Source organism: Flavobacterium sp. LPB0248 (genome assembly GCF_013388355.1).
Taxonomy (GTDB): domain Bacteria; phylum Bacteroidota; class Bacteroidia; order Flavobacteriales; family Flavobacteriaceae; genus Flavobacterium.
This window is the reverse complement of sequence record NZ_CP058246.1, coordinates 3,567,871-3,590,127: the sequence shown is the minus strand read 5'-3', so window position 1 is coordinate 3,590,127 and position 22,257 is coordinate 3,567,871. Positions and strand designations below refer to the sequence as shown.

Genomic DNA, 22,257 nt, shown 5'->3' with positions numbered 1-22,257 from the left:
ACTTTAAAGTTAAAAATTAATTCCAACGGTTGTTATTAAACTGATTTTTTTTCCAGTACAACATCATTAAAAAACCAGCAATTGCACCGCCAACGTGCGCGAAATGTGCAATTCCAGTTCCGCCACTTCCAAATAAAGAACTTCCTTTAAAACCTAAAAACAAATCGATTGCTAAAATTCCAGGAACAAAATATTTTGCCTTGATTGGAACAGGAATAAACAATAGCGCCAGCTGAGCATTTGGAAACATAAATGCAAAAGCTGTAAGCAAACCATAAATTGCGCCAGAAGCCCCCAAAACAGGCGATTGCACAATGAAACTTGTTTCTCTCAATATATTAAACTGCTCTTGATTACAATGTGCTTGGCTTAAAATATTCAAAACTTCACCCTGAACCATTTTACCATTTGAATCAAAAAGAGACTGATAATCAGCATTTAATATTACATGAAGATCCGATTTAGACAAATTTAAATTAGACACAGAATCTAAAAGAGAATGTATTTGCAAATAATTTACACCCGTATGAAGCAATGCCGCTCCTAAACCACAAGAGATATAGAAAAACAAGAATTTTTTTCCTCCCCAAAAATGTTCTAAAGCAGAACCAAAGCTGTATAATGCAAACATATTAAACAAAATATGTGCAAAGTTTGGCAATGGCGCATGCATAAACATATGCGTAATAATTTGCCAAATCCTAAAATTATCACTTTCAGGATAATACAACATTAAATAGTCATAAGAAACTGGCACCAACTGAGAGCCAATAAAAAATATAATATTAATAATTAGCAGTTGTTTAACTACTGGCGTAATATTCATCATAAAGCAAACTTTTTATCTATATCTTCAACACGCATGGTAATGAAGGTAGGTTTTTGAAAAGGTGAAATATTTGGATCTTTGCAGGCAAACAAACCGTTTACCAAATTATCTTGTTCTTTTTCGGTTAAATAAGATCCCGTTTTAACCGCTAAACTTTTAGCCATCGACTTGGCAATTGTGTCATTCTGACTGTAGCTGTTTGCAGGAATTCCGTCTTGCAAATCACTCAATAATTGTTCAATCACCTGCGAAACTTCACTTTCTGTAATATTTACCGGGATTCCCGAAATTACAACGTGATCTGTTTTACTTTCGTCAAAAACAAATCCAGTAGTTTCCAAAGAAGGTTTCAATTCTTCTATCAGTTTCATTTCTGAAGCCGAATAAAACAAATCTAAAGGAAAAAGCAACTGCTGGCTAGAAGCTTGATTTACGGTCATATTCAGCAAAAATTGTTCGTACAAAATTCGCTGATGTGCACGCTGCTGATCCACAATAATCATTCCTGATTTTATTGGCGATACAATATATTTCTTATGTATTTGATAGGTCTTCTGCGTTGCTTGTTCTACTTCTTCGTCATCAAATAAAGAAGAAGTCACTTCTTCATTTTCAAATGTAAAAGGCGAACTTTCTATGCTTTCTGGATTTTCAACATCTAACCCAACATACAAACTTTCCCAACTTGCGGTTGGTTCTACTCTCTTAGAAAAACCAGAATACGACGATCCAGAAGATGATGATCCTGATGAAGACGAAAAAGAAGAACCAGAACTATATCCAGATGATCCCAAAGCCGCTTTGCTATAATGCTGATTGGTTTTATCATCTGTAAAAGGATTAAAAGTTCCATCAACCTGAATGGTTGGAATTCCCACTTCTACATCTTTATAGTGATATGGCGTATCTAAATTGGCATCTCTATCAAAATCTAAAACTGGAGCAACATTAAACTGCCCTAAACTATGTTTTATTGACGCTCTTAAAATAGCATAAAGCGCTTGTTCATCGTCAAACTTAATTTCTGTTTTAGTTGGATGAATATTGATATCAATTGTATTTGGTGGAACCTGCAGGTATAAGAAATAACTTGGCTGAGAACCATCTTTCAGCAATCCGTCGTAGGCAGACATTACCGCATGATGCAAGAAACTGCTTTTTATAAATCGATCGTTTACAAAAAAGAATTGCTCTCCTCTATTTTTCTTTGCAAACTCTGGCTTACATACAAATCCTTGAACATTTATAATTTCTGTATCTTCATTTACAGGAACTAATTTTTCATTTGTTTTACCAGACATGATACCCACAATTCTCTGACGGTATCCTGCTGCAGGAAGATTATACATTTCGCTTCCGTTATGGTAAAAACTAAAATGAATATTTGGATGAGCCAATGCCACACGCTGAAACTCATCCATTACGTGACGAAATTCAACTGTATCTGACTTTAAGAAATTACGGCGAGCAGGGATATTAAAAAATAAGTTTTTAACCGCAAACGAAGTTCCTTTTGGCAAAACTGCCACTTCCTGCGAAACAAATTTACTTCCTTCAATTACAATATGTGTTCCAAGTTCGTCCTGATCTTGTTTTGTTTTCATTTCCATATGCGCGATTGCGGCGATAGAAGCTAACGCTTCTCCACGAAAACCTTTTGTACCAAGCGAAAATAAATCTTCGGCCTGACGAATTTTGGAAGTTGCATGGCGCGCAAAACACAAACGTGCATCAGTAACGGTCATTCCGACTCCGTTATCGATAACTTGCACCAGCGATTTACCAGCATCTTTTATTATTAATTTGATATCAGTTGCTTTGGCATCAACAGCATTTTCTAACAATTCTTTTACGACTGAAGCTGGTCTTTGAACCACTTCTCCAGCAGCAATTTGGTTAGCAACGTGATCAGGAAGCAATTGAATAATACTCGACATTAAGCAAAAATAGGTTTTAAAGTTAGATTAGGTTTTTGCAAACCAAGAAGTACAAATTTAATGAATTTTGGTTGGCTTTTAGAATAAGAATAATCATAAAAAAAACAAAAAAACCTATACCGTTATTACACAGTATAGGTTTTAATATTTTTTAAAACAAACGTGCTTATTCGTTTTCTATTTTTTTCGGTGAATCTTCAATTTGAATCGCACCCGACGTCAATAATGGCTGATTAAAAACGTGCGCTATTGAAGCTTGCTGACGAATATAAGCCATTTTGATTGCTGCAATTGCTGCTTCAGTTCCCTTGTTGCCGTGAGCTCCTCCGCTTCTGTCAATTGACTGTTGCATATTATTATCTGTCAATACACAGAAAATAACTGGAATATCGGTTTGAACATTTAAGTCTTTGATTCCTTGCGTAACACCTTCGCAAACAAAATCGAAATGTTTTGTTTCTCCTTGAATTACACATCCGATTACAATAACCGCATCAACATTTTGAGTCTGAAGCATTTTTTTAGCTCCATAAATCAGCTCAAAACTTCCTGGAACATTCCAACGGATAATTTGCTGTGCAGGAACATCGCAATCAACTAAAGCATCAAAAGCACCATTATAAAGTCCTTCTGTTATAGTATCATTCCATTCAGAAACAACAATCCCAAACCGAAAGTCTTTCGCGTTTGGGATTGTGTTTTTATCGTATTCTGATAGATTTTTATTTTCAGTAGCCATCTTTTATATTTTAGATTTTTGTTCCGAATTTTCGGGATTGAATTTAGATTCTTAACTACAAATCTACAATCTTAAATCTAAAGTCTAAAATTTTTATTGTGCTAATCCAATCAAAGCATCAACTGATGCTGCTTCTGGAGTACTGTCGTAATTGTCTTTAATGTCATTAAAATATTTCAATGCATCTTCTTTTTGTCCTAAAGCTAAAGCAGTTTTTCCAGCTTTTAATAAGAAACGAGGCGTTGTAAAATCGTTTTTGTTAGACTCAGCAGCTTTTACATAAAAATCTAAAGCTTCTTTTTGCTGATTTTTTTGAGAGTAAGCATCTCCTGTAGCACCTTTTGCTAAAGCACTTAAGATTACATCTTCAGATTTAAATTCACCTAAATATTTAATTGCCTCATCAAATTTACCAGTATTTAAGTAAGCGATACCAGCATAGTAGTTTGCTAAGTTTCCAGCATCTGTACCAGAATATTCGTCAGCAATTTTAATGAATCCGAATTTACCTTCAGAACCATTCAATGATAATTTGAATAATGAATCGCTAGAAACACCATTTACAGCTTTTTCAAAGTTTTGCTGTGCAACAAACATTTCACTTGCAGCTTCTTCTTGCTTAGGAGTTGCAATGAATTTTTGGTAAGCCAAATATCCAATTGTTGCAACTGCAATACCAGCAACTAAACCAATAATGATTTTTTGATTTTTAGCCACCCAGTCCTCAGTTTTTGAAGCTGTCTCATCTAATTTTGAGAAAACTCCAGCTGTAGTACTGTCTTTTTCGTCAATAATTACTTGTTGTTCTTCAGTAACTTCTTTTACTTCCTTTTCTTTTGGTGTCTTATATCCTCTTTTATTGTAAGTTGCCATTTAAAATTTATTTAGTGAACGGCAAAAATAAAATTTTTATTGAAACTGAGGTAAAAAATTTCAATTTTATCACTATTTTAAAAAAAATATTTTTGTATTTCGCTTGTCCTTTCGCGAAAGCGCTAAAATAAATCAGTTTGAAACACCTCCAAAGCCAATTATATCGATAATTTTCGGTAATTTGCACCCTCAAATTTTTACTGCTCAAAAACAGCAATTTTTATACTTGGAGTCTCTAAAAAATGCATTTAAACAAAATCTCATTATTCAATTACAAAAACTTTTCAGAGGCAAGTTTTGATTTCGATATCAAAATCAACTGTTTTGTTGGAAAAAACGGCATTGGAAAAACCAATGTGCTCGATGCTATTTACCATTTAGCATATGGTAAAAGCTATTTTAATCCGTTGGCAGTACAAAATATCAAACACGGTGAAGAGTTTTTTGTTATCGATGCTGAACTCGAAAAAAATGAGAGAACAGAACAAGTTGTCTGCAGTTTAAAAAAGGGACAAAAAAAAGTACTAAAACGAAACGGAAAAGCGTATGATAAATTTTCGGATCATATTGGTTTTATTCCGCTAGTAATTATTTCGCCTGCAGATCGTGACTTGATTGTTGAAGGAAGCGAAACGCGTCGTAAATTTATGGATAGTGTTATTTCACAATTAGATTCCACTTATCTGCACGAACTCATTCAATATCAAAAAGTGATTACGCAGCGAAATGCTCTTTTAAAATATTTTGCTTTAAATCATGTTTTTGACAATGATACCTTATCTATATATAATGAACAATTAAACGGTTACGGAAAGTCTATTTTTGAAATACGGAAAAATTTTCTGGAACAGTTCATACCTATATTTAATAAGCACCATCAAGTAATAACCGGATCGGAAGAAAGTGTACAACTCGTTTACGAAAGTCATTTGTTTGAAAAAGATCTTTTAGCGCTTTTACAAGAAAACATCAATAAAGACCGTGCACTTCAATATACCAGTGTTGGAATTCATAAGGATGATTTGTCTTTTGAAATCGATTCTCATCCGATAAAAAAATTCGGGTCACAAGGACAGCAAAAATCTTTTTTGATTGCCCTTAAACTGGCGCAATTTGAATTTTTAAAGAAACAAAGTGGCGTAAAGCCTATTTTATTATTTGATGATATTTTTGACAAACTAGACGAAACACGAGTTGCTAAAATTGTCGAAATGGTCAATAGTGAAACGTTTGGACAGCTTTTCATCTCAGATACTCATCCCGAAAGAACTGAGGCGATTGTAAAATCGACGCATCAGACTTATAAGATATTTAATTTGTGATTTTGTCCGATTTCTTAAAAATTGATATAATTTGTATCAGCTTTTAGAATCAATTCCAAAATAGAAATCATTAAATTAGCTTAAACAAAAAACTTAAAAAATAACTGCAATAAAATATATAAGGAATATGTTAGCGAAAGAATCATTGCAATTTTTAGACGATTTAAAAAAGAACAATAACCGAGAATGGTTTCAGGAAAACAAAAAACGCTATGAGGTTTTCAAGAAAGACTACCATCAATTGGTAAACGATTTTCTAGACGCAATGAAACCGCTTGATCCTTCTTTAGAACTATTAGAAGTTAAAAATTGCACTTTTAGAATTAATCGTGATATTCGTTTTTCTAAAGACAAATCTCCTTACAAAGCGCATTTAGGAATCTGGATGTCTGGCGGAACCAAAGGTTTAAACCGCGCTGGATATTATGTGCATATTGAAAAAGGCGCCAGTTTTATAGCAGGCGGATTTTATTCTCCTGAATCTGAAGATTTGAAAAAAGTTCGTAAAGAAATTGCTTTTTTCTATGATGATTTGCAGGAAATCTTAAATGACAAAAATTTCAAAAAAGAATTCGGAAGTTTAGACATCAACGAAAACAATTCGCTTAAAAGCATGCCACGCGGCTATGAAAAAGATCATCCTGCAATTGAGTTCTTAAAACTGAAAAGCTTCACCGCAACTCAAAAATACGACATCTCCGAAGTTACTCAGAAAGACTTCGTAAAAAAGATAAGCCAGAAATTGATTGCTCTAAAACCTTTAAACGAATTTATAAACCGAGCTTTAGATACTGAAGAATTTTAGAGATAAAAAAATCGCCACGAATTCACGAATTATTCAAAATTAATTCGTGAATTCGTGGCGAAAAAACTTTTATAATGAAAAGGAAAATACTTTTTCTTGGAGAATCTTATCGTGCCGATGCCATAACCTGGATGAAAGGTTTAAAGGAATTTGGCGATTTTGAAATTATCACTTGGGAACTTCAAACATCAAACAATTATAGATTCAAACGCATTTTAGAGTATCTTTTCTCTCCTCTTTCTATTCGAAAAACAATTAAAAAAGAAAAACCAGATATGGTAATTGCAGAAAGAACCACCAGTTATGGTTTTCTTGCAGCATTATCTGGATCAAAAACCATTGCGATCGCACAGCAAGGCCGTACCGATTTATGGCCAGAGGAATCTAAATTATATCCTTTTAAAAAATTCATTCAAAAATATGCTTTCAAAAAAGCGCATTTAATTCATGCTTGGGGACCTGTTATGACCATTCACATGAAAAAAGTTGGCGTTGACATGAACAAGATTCTAGTCCTTCCAAAAGGAATTGATTTATCGCTTTTTACTCCTTCAACAAACAACTCAGACAAAATTGAAGCAATTGTAACGCGTTCGCTTATGCCAGAATACAGACACGATTCTATTTTAAGGTCTTTTGGAATTTTACATCAGAAGGGAATTGACTTTACACTTACAATTGTCGGAGACGGAACAAGACTGCAATTTTTGAAAGATTTGGCTAAAGAATTAGATATAGAAAAGAAAGTGATTTTTACAGGAAGAATTCCAAATACAGAGCTTCCAAAATTATTACAGCAATCCAATATTTATATTAGTATGCCAATTACCGAAGGTGTTTCGGCATCTTTGTTTGAAGCAATGGCGTGTAATTGTTACCCTATAGTTTCAGATATTCCAGGCAACCAAAGCTGGATTACGCATCGTAAAAATGGGCAATTGATTGAAATTGACAATACAGAAATGCTGGCCAATGAATTGATTTGGTCTTTTGAGAATTCTGAATCTCGAAATCAGGCTATTATTCGAAATAGAAAATTTGTAGAAGAAAATGCTAATTATGATATCAATATGAAAGTTATCGCTGATCGATATCATAAATTGATTGATTCTAGAAAATAATTTAACCGCAAAGACACAAAACTTATTTTGGATAAGCCAAGGAAACTTTTTTATTTATAGCGTTATAAACTACATAATAAAAACTTTCATTTTCTCTCAAAAGAAATATATCTCCATAACTTTCATTTCTAGAAAACACAATATTACAATTAGATAGATCTATCTGTTTTGTTTTCTCTTTACAATCTTTCAAAATTTCATCTGGCTGATTCCCATCTGTATTTTCCCAAGCAAAATCATAAGATTTCCATTCTTTCGTAAAAAAATCAAGCATTTGACTATAAAGCATTCTATCTTTATCTTCCTGCAAATTACCGCTACTCTGAATTAATCGAATGGAATTTGCATCTTCATAGATATAAAAAATCCCTAAGTCTTTATTCAAATTTGAATCTAAGTGATTTACTTTACCATAACTGCTTGACGATTTCCTTTTTACAATAAAACGAATATGTGAATCTCCGACTTTTACAAAATCACCAGAAACCACTCTAAAAACATCATTTCCACATGGAGCTCTATTTCCGCATAAGAATGTTCCATCTAGATTTAGTGTAAGGATATTTCCCCAAGGATTCCTATCATCTTGTTTAACGATTGAATATTCCTGAAAATCATTTGAATCTAATATCTTATCAATACTCCAATTTCCATACACATTAATTTGTGCAGAAACTACTGATTGCGCAAAGAGCAACAATGCAGTTATAATACACTTACTTAAATTTAGTTCTTTGTTCTTTCTAAGAGTCATCTTTTTCATTTTAGAATTATTAAGTCTTTAAAAATCAATAAAAACCATTCAAATATAAAATTCAATCCAGAATAGTTGTAAATAATCTTACAAACAAAAACCAAGCCGTAACTTTTCTCCAATCTCAACGACATACTACTAAAACAAATTGTCTAATTTAATCTTTGAATAATATGAGCAATAGAAGAAACTGGTTAAAACAAATAGGTTTAGGTGCAGTTGGATTAGGCCTCTGCCAATTTGAAACATTCGCAAATACTCCACCAGAAACATATATTCTTCCAGATTTAGACCAATCGCCCATATTATTACGATCAAATGAAAATCCTTATGGCCCTTCTCCACTTGCTCGCGCTGCTATGCAAAAAAGCATCAATAATAGTAATCGATATGGCTGGAATCTTTCAGACGAATTAATTGCACTTATTGCAACAAAAAACAATGTTTCAAACCAGAATATTTTACTTGGCGCTGGCTCAACAGAAATTCTAGACTTGGTTCTTCAATATACTGCTTTACAAAAAGGCAATTTTATACTGGCCGAGACAACCTTTAATTATTGGGCATTTCCTTCTGAGAAATTAGGTTTAAAAAAAATCACAGTTCCGCTAACTGTCGATAAAAAGCATGATCTACCAGCAATGCTAAAAGCAATCGATTCTGATACAAAAATGATTTATATCTGTAATCCCAATAATCCGACAGGGACAATTTGCGATTACGAGCAACTGGTTTCTTTTGTAAAAGAAGCGTCTAAAAAAGCAATTGTTTTTGTGGATGAAGCGTATCTAGATTTCACAAAAGAAAAATCATTAAGTAATCTCGTAATCGAAAATAAAAATTTAATCATTACAAAAACTTTTTCAAAAATGTATGGTCTGGCCGGCGCTCGTATAGGTTATGCTGTTGCATCTTCGTCAACAATTGAAGAACTTAGCGCTTTAAAATCTTCTCCAAATTTGTCTATCAGTGTAGTGTCAACAGCTGCAGCGATGGCGTCGTTGAATGATAATAAATTCATTCAGCAAGTACACGAGGCAAATGAAGAAGTAAAAAAATATACCATCGACCAGCTTACTAAACTTAATTTAACCTGCATTCCTTCGCACGCAAACTTCATCTATTTTTCTTTAGACAATTATAAAAAAGATTTCTTCAAGCAATTGGAAGCCCACAATATACAAGGAACAAAAATCTATGAAGAAAACGGAAAATGGACGCGAATTACAATTGGCACAATGAAAGAAATGCAGCGATTTATTGAAGCGATAAAATAAAATCTAGAGAAAAGTCTTTTTATAGAAAATCTACTCAAATAAATTATTATCGTTACTTTTGATCTCAGAATTTTTCCGAAGTTTCGGAACTTAAAAAGCCTTTTTATTTATGGAAATCCAATCCAATTTTTCTTTAAAAAAATATAATACTTTCGGCATTGAAGCCAGTGCTAAACAATTTGTTGCAGTTCATTCTATTGATGAATTGAAAACAGTTTTAGCAGCAAACAAAAACGAGAAAAAATTCATTTTGGGCGGCGGCAGCAATATGCTTTTAACAAAAGATATTGACGCTTTGGTAATTCATATCGACTTAAAAGGCAAAAAAATAATTAAAGAAGACGACGATTTTGTTTGGGTCGAAAGTCAGGCTGGAGAAACTTGGCATGATTTTGTACTTTGGACAATCGACAACAATTTTGGCGGATTAGAAAACATGTCTCTAATTCCTGGAAATGTTGGTACAACTCCAGTGCAAAACATTGGCGCTTACGGAACTGAGATAAAAGACACTTTTGTTTCTTGCGAAGCCATGAATATTGCAACTCAGAAAATGAAAACTTTCGAAAATACCGAATGTAATTTTGGTTACCGTGAAAGTATTTTCAAACATGAAGCAAAAGACCAATACATTATTACATCGGTTGTTTTTAAATTGACTAAGCGTAATCATAAAATCAACACCTCTTACGGAGATATTTTGGCTGAATTGGCTAAAAACAATATTACTGAACCTACTTTAAAAGACGTGAGTAATGCTGTAATTGCCATCAGACAAAGCAAATTGCCAGATCCGAAAGAATTAGGAAATAGCGGAAGCTTCTTTAAAAATCCGATTTTATTAAAATCAGATTTTGAGAAAATCCACCAGAAATTTCCAGAAATGAAATTCTATGAAGTTTCAGAAACTGAAGTAAAAGTTCCAGCAGGATGGCTAATTGAACAGGCAGGTTTTAAAGGAAAACGTTTTGGAGACGCGGGAGTTCATAAAAATCAAGCTTTAGTTTTGGTAAATTACGGAAACGCGACAGGACAAGAAATTTTAGCCGTTTCAAAAGAAGTTCAGAAAACCGTTTTTGAAAAATTCGGCATTCAGATTGAAGCGGAAGTGAATGTGATTTAGAGTTTATAGCCTCTGAACCTTTGCCTCTTTGAGCCTTTGGACCTAAAAAAGAAAAAAATGTATACACCAGATTTATACAAAAATGAAAATCAGGACGAGATTAGAGCTTTTTTGAAAGAAAATAGTTTCGGAATCCTGATTAATCAAACTAACGGAAAATTATGCGCAACGCATATTCCGATAGAACTGGAAATAAATGCTGAAGGAAAAGAAATCTTGCAAGGACATATTTCAAAATTAAATCCGCAAGCAGAAGGTTTTTCGGCAAATGACCAAGTTTTGGCTGTTTTTACAGGTCCGCACAGTTACATTTCTTCCTCTTGGTACGATCATGAAAATGTTCCGACTTGGAATTATATAGCCGTACATGTTTATGGAAAAATCAAGATTGTGGATTACGAAACTTCAGTAGAACAGCTGAAAAAACTTGTAGACAAATACGAGGTAAATTCTAAAAACCCTGTACGTGTTGAAGATTTATCTGAAAAAACAATGCGCGAAGCCAGAGGAATATTTGGTTTTGAAATCGAAATTGAAGAAATTCAAGCAACCAAAAAACTCTCTCAAAATCGAGACGATCATAATTACAAAAATATAATTTCGGAATTGGAAAAAACCGAAAACCCTCAGTCTATTGCTGTTGCAAAAGAAATGTCAAAATGCCGAAAGTAAATCGGTTTTAGCTATTGAATTTAGCGAATTGATAAGTACATTTGCAGTCGCAAAACGTGAAATTAATAGAATCAAATAAATCAGATGCTTATATACATATTTTACTTTTTTATTGCTATAGTTGCAGTTCAACTTTTTTATTATCTCGGAGTTTTTGGAAAATTTGCATTTGCCAAGCCTCAGCATGTGAAGCCTAAAAACCTTCCTGTTTCTGTAATTGTATGTGCAAAAAACGAAGAAGAGAATGTAAAAAAATACATTCCGCTTTTGGCACAGCAAGATTATCCTGATTTTGAAATTGTTCTAATAGATGATGCTTCCAGCGATGAAACTCTTGAGGTTTTTGAAGAATTTGAAAAAGAATTTTCTAATATCCGTTTGGTAAAAGTTGAAAATAACGAAGCCTTTTGGGGAAATAAAAAATACGCTTTAACGCTTGGAATAAAAGCTGCCAAAAAAGATTATTTACTTTTCACAGATGCTGATTGTTTTCCGAGTTCTAAAGATTGGATTACTTCTATGACTTCGCAATTTACCATGAATAAAACAATCGTTTTAGGTTATGGAGGTTACGAAAAAGTAGAGCGTTCATTCCTAAACAAAATCATTCGTTTCGAAACAATTTTAACCGCGATTCAATATTTTTCGTGGGCAAAAATGGGTCTTCCATATATGGGAGTCGGCAGAAATCTTGCTTATAAAAAAGAAGAATTCTTTAATGTAAATGGCTTTATTGACCACATTCAGATTCGTTCTGGAGACGACGATTTGTTCATTAATCAAGCTGCCAATAAAACCAACACTACTATTTCTTATACACCTGAGAGTTTTACCTATTCAGAACCTAAGAAAACATATAAAGAATGGTTTACTCAAAAAAGAAGACATATTTCTACTGCAGAGCATTATAAGTTTTTTGATAAAATGCAGCTGGGATTATTCTTCCTTTCACAATTATTCTTCTTTATATTAGTTATTATATTATTAGCATTTCAATTTCAATGGATCGCTGTACTGGCAATTTTAGCAACTCGCTATACTGTTGTATGGATCGTAATTGGATGCTCAGCAGGAAAATTAAAAGAAAAAGATATCAAAATTTGGTTTCCAGTTGTTGAGATAGCGCTTATATTAACGCAAATTAATATCTTTATAACTAATATCTTTTCAAAACCGGTATATTGGAAATAAATTCTAAAATAGAAAAAGCAAAAAAAGGCGATCAGATCGCCTTTACTTTTTTATTAGATCATTATTGGAATGAGGTGTACGCTTTTATGCTCAAACGTACCGAAAACGAAACCACCGCAGAAGATATCACAATAGAAACTTTCTCCAAGGCTTTTGACAAAATAGCTTCTTACAATCCAGAATTTCAGTTTAATACCTGGCTTATTGCCATTGCAAAAAATGTCTATATAGATTTACTTCGAAAAAAGAAAACCAATCTTTTCATAGAAATCACTGACAACGAAGACCAACAGGCATACAACATTGCCGACCCTACTCCATCTGCAGAAGATGCCTTAATTAAAGAACAGAATCTTTCCCGTCTGCTCTTATGCATCAAAGAACTCAAACCACATTATCAAGAAGTAATTCAGCTTCGTTATTTTCAGGAAATGTCTTATCAGGAGATTGCTGCTAAGATTGACGAACCATTAAGCAGCGTTAAAGTAAAACTTTTACGTGCTAAAAAATTATTGGCCGAAATTATCGAACGTAATAGATAATTTATTATCTTTAATCAAAGAATAAATTATTCTCATATTTATTCTTAAAAACAATACATTTTAACAAACATTAAAAACTACAACATTTACGTTGTTAGCTCCAACCTAAACCTTTTCTGCGTATGATTTAAAGTTACTTAACCTTAAAACCCAAAAATTATGTCTAAATTAAGCATTTATGAAAACAAGTGGACCGATCTTGTTTTCGAGAACAAAAACAAAGAATATGGCGCATATCAATTACGCCAGGAGAATTCCAAAAATTCTGTTACAGCTCTCTTTATGGGTTTATTGTTAATAACGGCTTTAGGAAGTGCACCTGTACTTATTAGCAAATTAAAAACTTCGCCTGTTGAAGTCGATCCAGAACCTAGGATTTACGAACCTACAATTGTACACGTTGATCCAACTGTTGTGCCACCACCGCCGGCCCCGCCTGCGCCTATGGTTGAACAAACAGCTACAAGCCAAACAGAAGCGGTTCAATTAACCAATCCTGTAGTCGTAACAACAACAGAAGCTGTTAAGGAAATCGCTCCTAATACAGAAAATGCACCAGTTGTAGAAAATGCTTCTGGAACAGGAACCGCTACTAATGCCTTACCTACAACAGGAGGCGGAGGAGGAAATGGCGAAGTTGCTTCGGTTGCACCGCCAAGTAATGATCCAGTTTCTACTGCGATTTTGGATAAACTTCCAGAATTTCCGGGCGGAATTGCTCAGTTTTACAAATACGTTGGAAACAATTTCCGCAGACCAGAGCTTGATGTAGAAAGAACATTAAAAGTATATGTTTCTTTTGTAGTTGAGAAAGACGGATCGCTTACTGACATCATTGTTAGAAATGATCCTGGTTACGGAGTAGGAAAAGAAGCGATTAGAGTTCTTAAATCATTGAAAACAAAATGGGCTCCAGGAATTCTAGACGGAAAACCAGTGAGAACCGCATATAACCTTCCTATAACAATAAAAACAGAAGTAGAATAATATAAATATTTTGAAAAGTAAAAAGCAGAACTTAGGTTCTGCTTTTTTTGTTACATTTAATTCTAAAATCCACTACATTTACTCCTTCAAAAACGGAAATCATTTTAACTAAATTAAAACAGAATAATGGGAATATTTTCAGCCATTCTTGGCAATGCAGGTTCAGTAAGCCAAGAAGATTTAATTAAAAAATACGGACAGCTTTTAACTGCAAATGAAGAAATCGAAATGGGATTCAAACTTATTCGTGATACCTTCATTTTTACCAATAAAAGATTAATCTTAGTAGATGTACAAGGAATCACAGGAAGTAAAACAGAGTATAAATCTATTGGCTACAAAAGCATTACGAGATTCAGCGTAGAAACTGCAGGAACTTTTGATTTGGATGCTGAACTAAAAATCTGGATTTCAAGCGAACAACACCCGAGCATTGTAAAACAATTCAATAAATCGGTTAATGTTTATGAAGTGCAAAAGATTCTTGCTTTTCATGTATTAGGATAAAAAAATAAACCCAGCAAACAGAAATTTGCTGGGTTTTATAATTTAAGAAACAACTCTTATTTCTTTTTCGTTGTAGTTGTTTTCTTTGTGGTTGTAGTTGCTTTTTTAGCGGTAGTTGCAGGAACTGTATTTACAATTTTCTGCTGTACATACGGCTTATACAAACCATCTTTTTCTGCTCTTTTCTTAGCATCATCTGCTCTTTTTTTAGAATCAGGATGCGAACTCATCATCTGATCTATAAACGAAGCTTCAGATCCTTCACTCATTTTTGCCAAAATTCTAAAAGCCGATTCTTCAGCATTTACATCATAACCATTTTTCTTCATGAAGTTATAAGCAAACAAATCTGCTTCCGACTCTTGTTTACGGCTGTATTTACTATCAATAATTGCGCTTCCAATTTTCCCAAGCTGGCTGTCTGTTACAGTTGCCAAAGTCGCCGATTGAGAAGCTGCTCCATCCATTAAAGCTTCCTTCTGATAAGCTGCACGAATAGCATCTCTAGAATCGTTGTTTGCTACGTGCCCAATCTCATGTCCGATTACTGCAACCAGCTCGTTATCGTCCATAATATCCATTAATCCAGAATAAACACGAACGCTTCCATCTGCGGTTGCAAAAGCATTCACTTCTTTCAATTTATATACTTTATAGTTTAAAGTAAATCCGTCTCCAGAAGCATGTTTTCCAAAAACACGATTCAATCTTAAAGTATAACCATCAGTTGGTCCAGCAATTTCATGCTCTGCATCTAATTTATCAACTGCTTCTTTAGATAATTTTGCCGCATCGGCATTACTAAAAGTAAAACCTGTAACTCCTTTTTGAACTGCCCCAATTGCTTTATCTCCAAAATTAATCTGTGCAGTCATTTTAGTTAAACCAAATGCTGTAAATAAAAGTCCTACTATTATAAATTTCTTTTTCATATTTTTTATAATTACAATTTAACAACAAATGTAGCATAACAAAATGCTATTTTAATTTCACACAAAACTTGTTTTTCAACAAATAAAGATAAAACATTTTTATGAGCTGATAATCAACCTACAGTGGATTTTGATTCTATCGTAAAAAGAAAAAACCGGTAAACTTTTTTGGCTTACCGGTTTTGAATCATGTATTGCTTATTTCTTTTTTGCTGTGCTTTTTTTCTTTGTTGTAGTAGTTGCTTTCTTCGTTTCTGTTACAGGAGCTGTATTATCAATTTTCTGCTGTTCGTAAACATGATACAATCCATCTTTTGTTGCTTTCTTTTTTGCTGTATCTGCTCTTTTTCCAGAATCAGGATGAGAACTCATCATTTTAGTCATAAAAGATGCTTCTGCTCCTTCGCTTAAATTTTGAAGAATTCTAAAAGCCGATTCCACTGCATTCACATCATAACCATTTTTTTTCATAAAATCATAAGAGAAGCTATCTGCCTCCGATTCCTGTTTTCTACTGTGTTTGCTATCAATCATAGCGCTTCCTATTTGCCCCAACTGCGATTTAGTAAAAGTCTCTACTTTTCCCGACTGTGAAGACGCTGCATCTAATAAAGCTTCTTTTTTATAAGCAGCTTTTATAGCATCTCTTGTATCATGATTAACAACATGCCCGATTTCATGACCAATAACAGCTAGCAGCTGGTTATCATCCATAATATTCATTAAACCTGCAAATACACGAACACTTCCGTCGGCACATGCAAAAGCATTTATATCTTTTACTAGATACACTTTATAGTTTAAAGTAACTCCTTCGCTAGTAGTATGTTTTCCAAACAAACGATCTAACCGAATTGAATACCCATCTTTTGGATCGGCAACTGGATTATTTGCATCCAATTCTGCAATAGATTGTTTGGCTAAAGCTGCTGCATCTGCATCACTAAAAGTAAATCCTGAAACACCTTTTCCTAAAGCTCCCATCGTTTTATCTGAAAGTATCTGCGCATTTGTTTTGGTTAAACTTAAAATTGCAAATAAAGCTCCTAATACAATAATTCTCTTTTTCATGGTTTTAAAACTGTTAAATTAACAGCAAAATTACCACTGCACTAATTTTACAAGATCCCAAGAAGCCAAATTTGTAACAGATTAAGGCTGAACTTTTATAATCCATAAAAACGGAACTACAGATTAAAAAATTAAACATAAACCAAAAAACAATTCTCAAATCATACTTAAACCTAAACTATTAACATTTGAGCTGAATTATCTCAAATATTCCCCACAAACAAGATATGCAAACGAAAAGCAAATAAACATCTCAAAATAAACTACATTCCGTATCTTTGTACTTTGAACATTGATATATGGAAACAGTCGCTGAAAATATACCTACCACAAAACCAAAGTGGTTAAAAGTAAAATTACCTATCGGACAAAAATATACTGAACTTAGAGGTTTAGTTGATAAATATAGTTTAAATACCATTTGTACTTCGGGAAGCTGCCCAAATATGGGAGAATGCTGGGGCGAAGGAACAGCGACTTTTATGATTTTAGGAAATGTGTGTACTCGTTCTTGCGGATTCTGTGGCGTAAAAACCGGAAGACCTGAAACGGTAGATTGGGACGAACCTGAAAAAGTAGCTCGTTCTATTAAAATCATGAATATCAAACATGCTGTTATTACTAGTGTTGACAGAGATGATTTGAAAGATGGCGGTTCTATCATCTGGATGGAAACTGTAAGAGCTATCCGTAGAATGAATCCGCAAACTACTCTTGAAACTTTAATTCCAGATTTTCAAGGAATTGAAAGAAATATAGATCGAATTGTTGAAGCAAATCCTGAAGTGGTTTCTCATAATATGGAGACTGTACGCCGTTTAACGCGTGAGGTTCGTATTCAGGCAAAATATGACAGAAGTTTAGAAGTGCTTCGCTATTTGAAAGAAAAAGGAATTAACAGAACTAAGTCTGGAATTATGCTTGGCCTTGGAGAAACAGAAGAAGAAGTTTTCCAGACCATGACCGATCTAAAAAATGCAAATGTTGATGTTGTAACAATTGGACAGTATCTTCAGCCAAGTAAAAAACATCTTCCTGTAAAAGAATTTATCACACCTGAACAATTTGCCAGATATGAAAAATTTGGTCTTGAGTTAGGTTTTAGACACGTAGAAAGCGGACCTCTTGTTCGTTCTTCATACAAAGCACAAAAACATATTTTATAAAAAAAGTTTAACCGTTTAATCGTTTAATTGTAAAACCGATTAAACGGTTAAACAATTAAACGAATAAATAAAACATTGAAAACAAGAATTGCCATTAATGGATTTGGAAGAATCGGGAGAAATTTATTCCGTCTTCTTTTAGATCACCCCGAAATCGAAGTCGTTGCTATAAATGACATTGCAGACAACAAAACCATGTCGCATTTAATTAAATATGACAGTATTCACGGCGTTTTGAAAGCTGAAGTAAGTCACGATGAAAATAGCATTATTGTAGATGGAAGGCATTTTTTCTTTTTTCATGAAAGAAGTATTTCAAACATAGACTGGAAATCGCATTCGATTGATATTGTAATCGAATCGACAGGCAAATATAAAACGCACGAAGAATTAAATGCGCATCTAGAAGCTGGAGCAAAAAAAGTTATTCTTTCTGCTCCATCAGAAGTTGACACCATAAAAACGGTAGTTCTTGGTGTAAACGAACATATTTTGGATGGAAACGAAGATATAGTTTCAAATGCAAGCTGTACTACAAATAACGCAGCCCCAATGATCAAAATCATTGAGGAATTATGCGGAATTGAACAAGCGTATATTACGACTATACATTCTTTCACGACAGACCAAAGTCTTCATGACCAACCACATAAGGATTTACGTCGTGCGAGAGGAGCCAGCCAGTCGATTGTTCCAACAACTACAGGTGCAGCTAAGGCATTAACAAAAATTTTTCCTAAATTGCACAATAAAATGGGTGGCTGTGGCATTAGAGTCCCAGTTCCAGACGGTTCATTAACAGACATAACCTTCAATGTAAAACGAGCTGTAAGCATTGAAGAAATTAATAAAGCATTCAAACAAGCCTCAAAAACAAATTTAAAAGGAATATTGGATTATACCGAAGATCCGATTGTTTCGGTTGATGTAATCGGCAACACACATTCTTGTTTATTTGATGCTCAGCTAACATCGGTTATCGATAAAATGGTAAAAGTAGTAGGCTGGTACGATAATGAGATTGGCTATTCATCAAGGTTGATCGATTTAATTTTACTGATAAGAAAAAAATAAGATTCATTGTAATAGCATTGCCATACATGAAATACTGTCTTTTTATTGTTGTTTGTTTTTTTAACTCGTTTTTGTATTCTCAAACCATAAAGAATACGGATAGCGTGACCTATTATAACAAGCTGGCTAACACCAATCTTAACAATAAAAAATACAATCAGGCGATTTTTTACACAGAGAAGTCAATTAATTTTTGCGAAGAAAACGGCAAAAAAGAAAATTTGGCCAATCAGACTTTTAAACTTGGTAAAATTTATTACAACCAGAAAAAATTTGAAGACGCTTTAAAAAACTTCCACAAAACAGTTTCTTTATTTGACACCCTAAAACCTAGCTGTACAAAAGTTTTAGCTCTGCATTATATTGGGGTAACCAATACCGCCAAGGGAGATTATAAAACAGCTTCTGTCTATTATACAAAAGCTCAAGATTTATTAAAACAGCTTGACATTAAAGACAATGCTGAAGTTTTAAATTATCAAAAGGCTTTAGCTTTTAAGACTAATAACGATCTTAAATCAGCTGTAAAAACTTTTAAAACAATCACCAAAAAACCAGATAATAACGCAATTATAAAAACAAAAATTGATGCGTATTATCAGCTTGGTTTAATTGAAGGCCAACTCAAAAGAAATGATTCGGCCATTATATATTTTGATAAAGCGCTGGATTATAATAATAAAATAAATGACCTTCCTAAAAAATCGAAAATTGTATTAGCAATAAGCCAATACTATAAACAAAATAAAAATTATGATCTCGCTTATTCTTACTTAGACGAACATTATCAGATTGAAAATTATCTTTTAAGATTAAAAAATGCCAAAATTGATTTGAACGAATATGAAAAATTCAAAAAAAATCAATCTTTAAACAATACTATTAAAAGAGAAAGCGAAGAAAAATTTCAGCTTAAAACCTATCGCTATTCTAAACTAGTCAGTATTTTGGCCATTGCCTTAATTTCGATTTTGTCACTTTTGAGTTTGGCTTTGTACAAAAACAACATTATAAGAAACCAGAACAATTTACTGCTTCGCGAAAAAAACAAAGAATTGATTTTAGCCAAAAACAAAGCAGAAAAAGCTTCAAAAGCAAGATCTGAATTTTTATCTACCGTAAGCCATGAACTCCGGACACCGTTGAATGCTATTAACGGAATTACGCATATTTTGCTCGAAGACAAACCAAAGAAAAAACAGCTCAAATATTTAGAATCTTTAAAATTCTCTGGAAACTATTTGACTACTTTTATCAATGAAATCTTAGAAATTAATAAAATTGATTCAACTAAAGTTGAAGTTGAAAACATTAGCTTTAACTTAAAAGAATTACTTTTTAATATTCAAAGTTCATTAAAAGAACTAGCTACAGCCAACAAAAACTACTTCAACTTAGAAATAGACAAAGCAATTCCTGATAATTTAATTGGCGACCCAACAAAACTATCTCAAATCATACTTAATTTAATCAACAATGCTTTAAAATTTACTCAGAACGGACATGTAAATGTTATTGCTAAATTATACTCGCAAGAAGGAGAAGAAGCAACAGTTTATTTTGAAATCGTCGATACTGGAATTGGAATTCCCGAAGACAAACTTCAGTCAGTTTTTGAAAGCTTCTCTCAAGGCTCTATCGAAGTAAACAGAAAATACGGCGGAACAGGTCTTGGCCTTACTATTGTAAAAAAATTAATCGAACTTTTAGGAGGCGAAATAAAATTAAAAAGTGAAGTTGGTAAAGGTTCTACGTTTACCTTCAAATTAAATTTTAAAATCAACAACGAGCCATTGGAAGTAATCGAAGAAGTAAAACCTTATAATGACAAACAATTGAAAAACAAATCTATTTTATTGATTGAGGACAACAAGATCAATCAAATGATCACTCGCAAAATGTTGGAAAACAAAAACATTACCTGCGAGATTGTTGACAATGGAGAAGATGCTGTTGAACTTCTAAAAATCAAACGTTTTGATATGATTTTAATGGACGTTCATCTTCCTGGCATCAACGGAACTACAGCAACTAAACTGATTCGTGAATTTGACAAGACGACACCAATTATAGCTTTAACAGCTATTTCGCTTGATGAAAATCGCGACATGTTGCTTTCTTACGGAATGGATGATGTGATTACAAAACCTTTTGTTCCAGATGAATTCTACAGTACAATTGCTAAGTTTTTTGATTAGCTAAGGTTCTGAGATGCTAAGACACTAAGGTTCTAAGTTTTCTTTTACATACTCTAAAATCGTCGCATCGAAGTCTTGCTGATGATTGATGAATGAACTTTTAATTGGAAGATAATATAATTGCGAAACCAACTTTGAATCTTTTAATCGAACATAATCCTTTTCGGTTGTAACAATTTTTCTTCCGTTTGCTTTATTCTGAATCGCATTTAAATCATTATCCGAAAAATGATGATGATCTGGGAAAGTTAGACATTCGTCATTTTCATTCTTTAAATAATCAAAAAATGGTTTTGGTTTTGCAATTCCTGCCAGCAGCAATTTTGATTCTGGTTTAATTTCGCTTACTGTAATTTTTTCATTTTTACCGTAAATCACATTATCATAATCAATAAAACTAAAAAACAACTGTTGTTTGTAATTGAGCTTTAATCTAGATTTTATTATTGCTTGCTCTTCTTCAGTTAAAATACTAGGGCATTTTGTAACCACTACGATACTGGCTCTTTCTGCTCCACTCCTACTTTCTCTCAAATTCCCTGTTGGCAGCATAAAATCATCTGCATATAAATCTCCGTAAGAAGTAAGCAAAATATAAAAACCTGCTTTTACTTTTCGATGCTGATAAGCATCATCCAGTAAAATAATTTCCGGTTTCTCATTTTGCGAAAGCAATTGTTGAATCCCATTTGTACGATTGGCATCTACAGCCACCATTACATTTGGAAATTTTTGATAAAACTGAAACGGTTCGTCACCCAAAATTTCAGCATTCGAATTTTCATCCGCTAAAACAAAACCTTCTGATTTCCTTTTATAACCGCGGCTTAGAGTCGCCACTTTATATTTATCAGATAATAATCGAATTAAATATTCAATTTGTGGTGTTTTCCCAGTTCCGCCAACGCTTAAATTTCCAACAGCAATAACAGGAAGATCAAATGAAGTCGATTTTAAAACTCCTTTATCAAAAAGAAAATTGCGGATTGAAGTAATGAATCCGTATAAAATAGCAAATGGAAAAAGTAATTTTCGAAGTAAGTTCATTCTACGAAAGTATAATTTTTTTCGTTAATTTGTTTAAGGTTTTGGTACAAGTCATAGAACTTGAAACATGAAACCTAAAACTTGAAACAA

Annotated in this window: 21 protein-coding genes; 13 read left to right on the top strand and 8 right to left on the bottom strand. The window is 33.2% G+C overall.

Translation table 11 applies throughout. From position 1 onward, the window contains the following. Positions 1-16: 16 nt before the first annotated feature. From LPB248_RS15200 to LPB248_RS15185, 4 genes are all read right to left on the bottom strand, one after another. Positions 17-829 carry a rhomboid family intramembrane serine protease gene (locus tag LPB248_RS15200; protein ID WP_177212181.1) on the bottom strand — a complete coding sequence of 271 codons (813 nt, stop codon included), beginning with the start codon at positions 827-829 and terminating at the stop codon, positions 17-19. Next, complete coding sequence (mutL, locus tag LPB248_RS15195; RefSeq protein WP_177212180.1) at positions 826-2,766, bottom strand: DNA mismatch repair endonuclease MutL; 1,941 nt, start codon at positions 2,764-2,766, stop codon at positions 826-828. The genes LPB248_RS15200 and mutL overlap by 4 nt, the downstream gene beginning before the upstream one ends. A 166-nt stretch (positions 2,767-2,932) precedes the next feature. Further along, positions 2,933-3,505, bottom strand: a complete 573-nt coding sequence (gene ribH, locus LPB248_RS15190; RefSeq protein WP_177212179.1) for a 6,7-dimethyl-8-ribityllumazine synthase — start codon at positions 3,503-3,505, stop codon at positions 2,933-2,935. Between the two features lie 93 nt (positions 3,506-3,598). After that, positions 3,599-4,378, bottom strand: a complete 780-nt coding sequence (locus LPB248_RS15185) for a tetratricopeptide repeat protein (protein ID WP_177212178.1) — start codon at positions 4,376-4,378, stop codon at positions 3,599-3,601. 242 nt (positions 4,379-4,620) lie between these two features. On the opposite strand from LPB248_RS15185, the gene recF reads away from it, so the two are divergent. From recF to LPB248_RS15170, 3 genes are all read left to right on the top strand, one after another. Then, complete coding sequence (gene recF / locus LPB248_RS15180; RefSeq protein ID WP_177212177.1) at positions 4,621-5,700, top strand: DNA replication/repair protein RecF; 1,080 nt, start codon at positions 4,621-4,623, stop codon at positions 5,698-5,700. Positions 5,701-5,827: 127 nt separating this feature from the next. Further along, positions 5,828-6,505: a DUF2461 domain-containing protein gene (locus LPB248_RS15175; RefSeq protein ID WP_177212176.1), complete on the top strand. Its 678-nt coding sequence runs from the start codon at positions 5,828-5,830 to the stop codon at positions 6,503-6,505. A 74-nt stretch (positions 6,506-6,579) separates the two neighbouring features. Continuing rightward, entirely contained in the window at positions 6,580-7,626 is a 1,047-nt protein-coding gene (locus tag LPB248_RS15170) for a glycosyltransferase (RefSeq protein WP_177212175.1), read from the top strand. Between the two features lie 22 nt (positions 7,627-7,648). Here LPB248_RS15170 and LPB248_RS15165 read toward each other — a convergent pair whose 3' ends face one another. Next, positions 7,649-8,389, bottom strand: a complete 741-nt coding sequence (locus tag LPB248_RS15165) for a hypothetical protein (protein WP_177212174.1) — start codon at positions 8,387-8,389, stop codon at positions 7,649-7,651. A gap of 164 nt (positions 8,390-8,553) precedes the next feature. Between LPB248_RS15165 and LPB248_RS15160 the strand changes: the two genes are divergently transcribed. From LPB248_RS15160 to LPB248_RS15130, 7 genes are all read left to right on the top strand, one after another. After that, positions 8,554-9,657, top strand: coding sequence for a pyridoxal phosphate-dependent aminotransferase (locus LPB248_RS15160; protein ID WP_177212173.1), 1,104 nt, complete (start codon positions 8,554-8,556; stop codon positions 9,655-9,657). 109 nt (positions 9,658-9,766) lie between these two features. Continuing rightward, positions 9,767-10,780, top strand: a complete 1,014-nt coding sequence (murB, locus tag LPB248_RS15155) for a UDP-N-acetylmuramate dehydrogenase (RefSeq protein WP_177212172.1) — start codon at positions 9,767-9,769, stop codon at positions 10,778-10,780. A gap of 57 nt (positions 10,781-10,837) precedes the next feature. Next, positions 10,838-11,452, top strand: coding sequence for an FMN-binding negative transcriptional regulator (locus tag LPB248_RS15150; protein WP_177212171.1), 615 nt, complete (start codon positions 10,838-10,840; stop codon positions 11,450-11,452). Positions 11,453-11,536: 84 nt separating this feature from the next. Further along, positions 11,537-12,643, top strand: coding sequence for a glycosyltransferase (locus LPB248_RS15145; RefSeq protein WP_177212170.1), 1,107 nt, complete (start codon positions 11,537-11,539; stop codon positions 12,641-12,643). Continuing rightward, complete coding sequence (locus LPB248_RS15140) at positions 12,634-13,185, top strand: RNA polymerase sigma factor (protein WP_177212169.1); 552 nt, start codon at positions 12,634-12,636, stop codon at positions 13,183-13,185. The genes LPB248_RS15145 and LPB248_RS15140 overlap by 10 nt, the downstream gene beginning before the upstream one ends. A 159-nt stretch (positions 13,186-13,344) precedes the next feature. Beyond that, positions 13,345-14,172, top strand: coding sequence for an energy transducer TonB (locus tag LPB248_RS15135; RefSeq protein ID WP_177212168.1), 828 nt, complete (start codon positions 13,345-13,347; stop codon positions 14,170-14,172). 126 nt (positions 14,173-14,298) lie between these two features. Beyond that, the gene (locus LPB248_RS15130) at positions 14,299-14,679 is read left to right on the top strand and encodes a PH domain-containing protein (protein ID WP_095929421.1); all 381 of its coding nucleotides are present in this window, start codon (positions 14,299-14,301) and stop codon (positions 14,677-14,679) included. Positions 14,680-14,735: 56 nt separating this feature from the next. On the opposite strand, the gene LPB248_RS15125 is transcribed toward LPB248_RS15130, so the two are convergent. After that, complete coding sequence (locus LPB248_RS15125; RefSeq protein WP_177212167.1) at positions 14,736-15,611, bottom strand: M48 family metalloprotease; 876 nt, start codon at positions 15,609-15,611, stop codon at positions 14,736-14,738. Between the two features lie 198 nt (positions 15,612-15,809). After that, entirely contained in the window at positions 15,810-16,682 is an 873-nt protein-coding gene (locus tag LPB248_RS15120) for a M48 family metalloprotease (protein ID WP_177212166.1), read from the bottom strand. A gap of 299 nt (positions 16,683-16,981) precedes the next feature. Between LPB248_RS15120 and lipA the strand changes: the two genes are divergently transcribed. From lipA to LPB248_RS15105, 3 genes are all read left to right on the top strand, one after another. Further along, positions 16,982-17,848: a lipoyl synthase gene (lipA, locus tag LPB248_RS15115; protein ID WP_177212165.1), complete on the top strand. Its 867-nt coding sequence runs from the start codon at positions 16,982-16,984 to the stop codon at positions 17,846-17,848. Between the two features lie 75 nt (positions 17,849-17,923). Further along, positions 17,924-18,922: a type I glyceraldehyde-3-phosphate dehydrogenase gene (gene gap / locus LPB248_RS15110; protein ID WP_177212164.1), complete on the top strand. Its 999-nt coding sequence runs from the start codon at positions 17,924-17,926 to the stop codon at positions 18,920-18,922. Positions 18,923-18,948: 26 nt separating this feature from the next. Next, positions 18,949-21,120: an ATP-binding protein gene (locus LPB248_RS15105; RefSeq protein WP_177212163.1), complete on the top strand. Its 2,172-nt coding sequence runs from the start codon at positions 18,949-18,951 to the stop codon at positions 21,118-21,120. 24 nt (positions 21,121-21,144) lie between these two features. Here the strand turns inward: LPB248_RS15105 and lpxK are convergent, their stop codons facing one another. Then, on the bottom strand, positions 21,145-22,167 hold the full coding sequence (lpxK, locus tag LPB248_RS15100) for a tetraacyldisaccharide 4'-kinase (protein WP_177212162.1): 1,023 nt from the start codon (positions 22,165-22,167) through the stop codon (positions 21,145-21,147). Between the last annotated feature and the right edge of the window lie 90 nt (positions 22,168-22,257).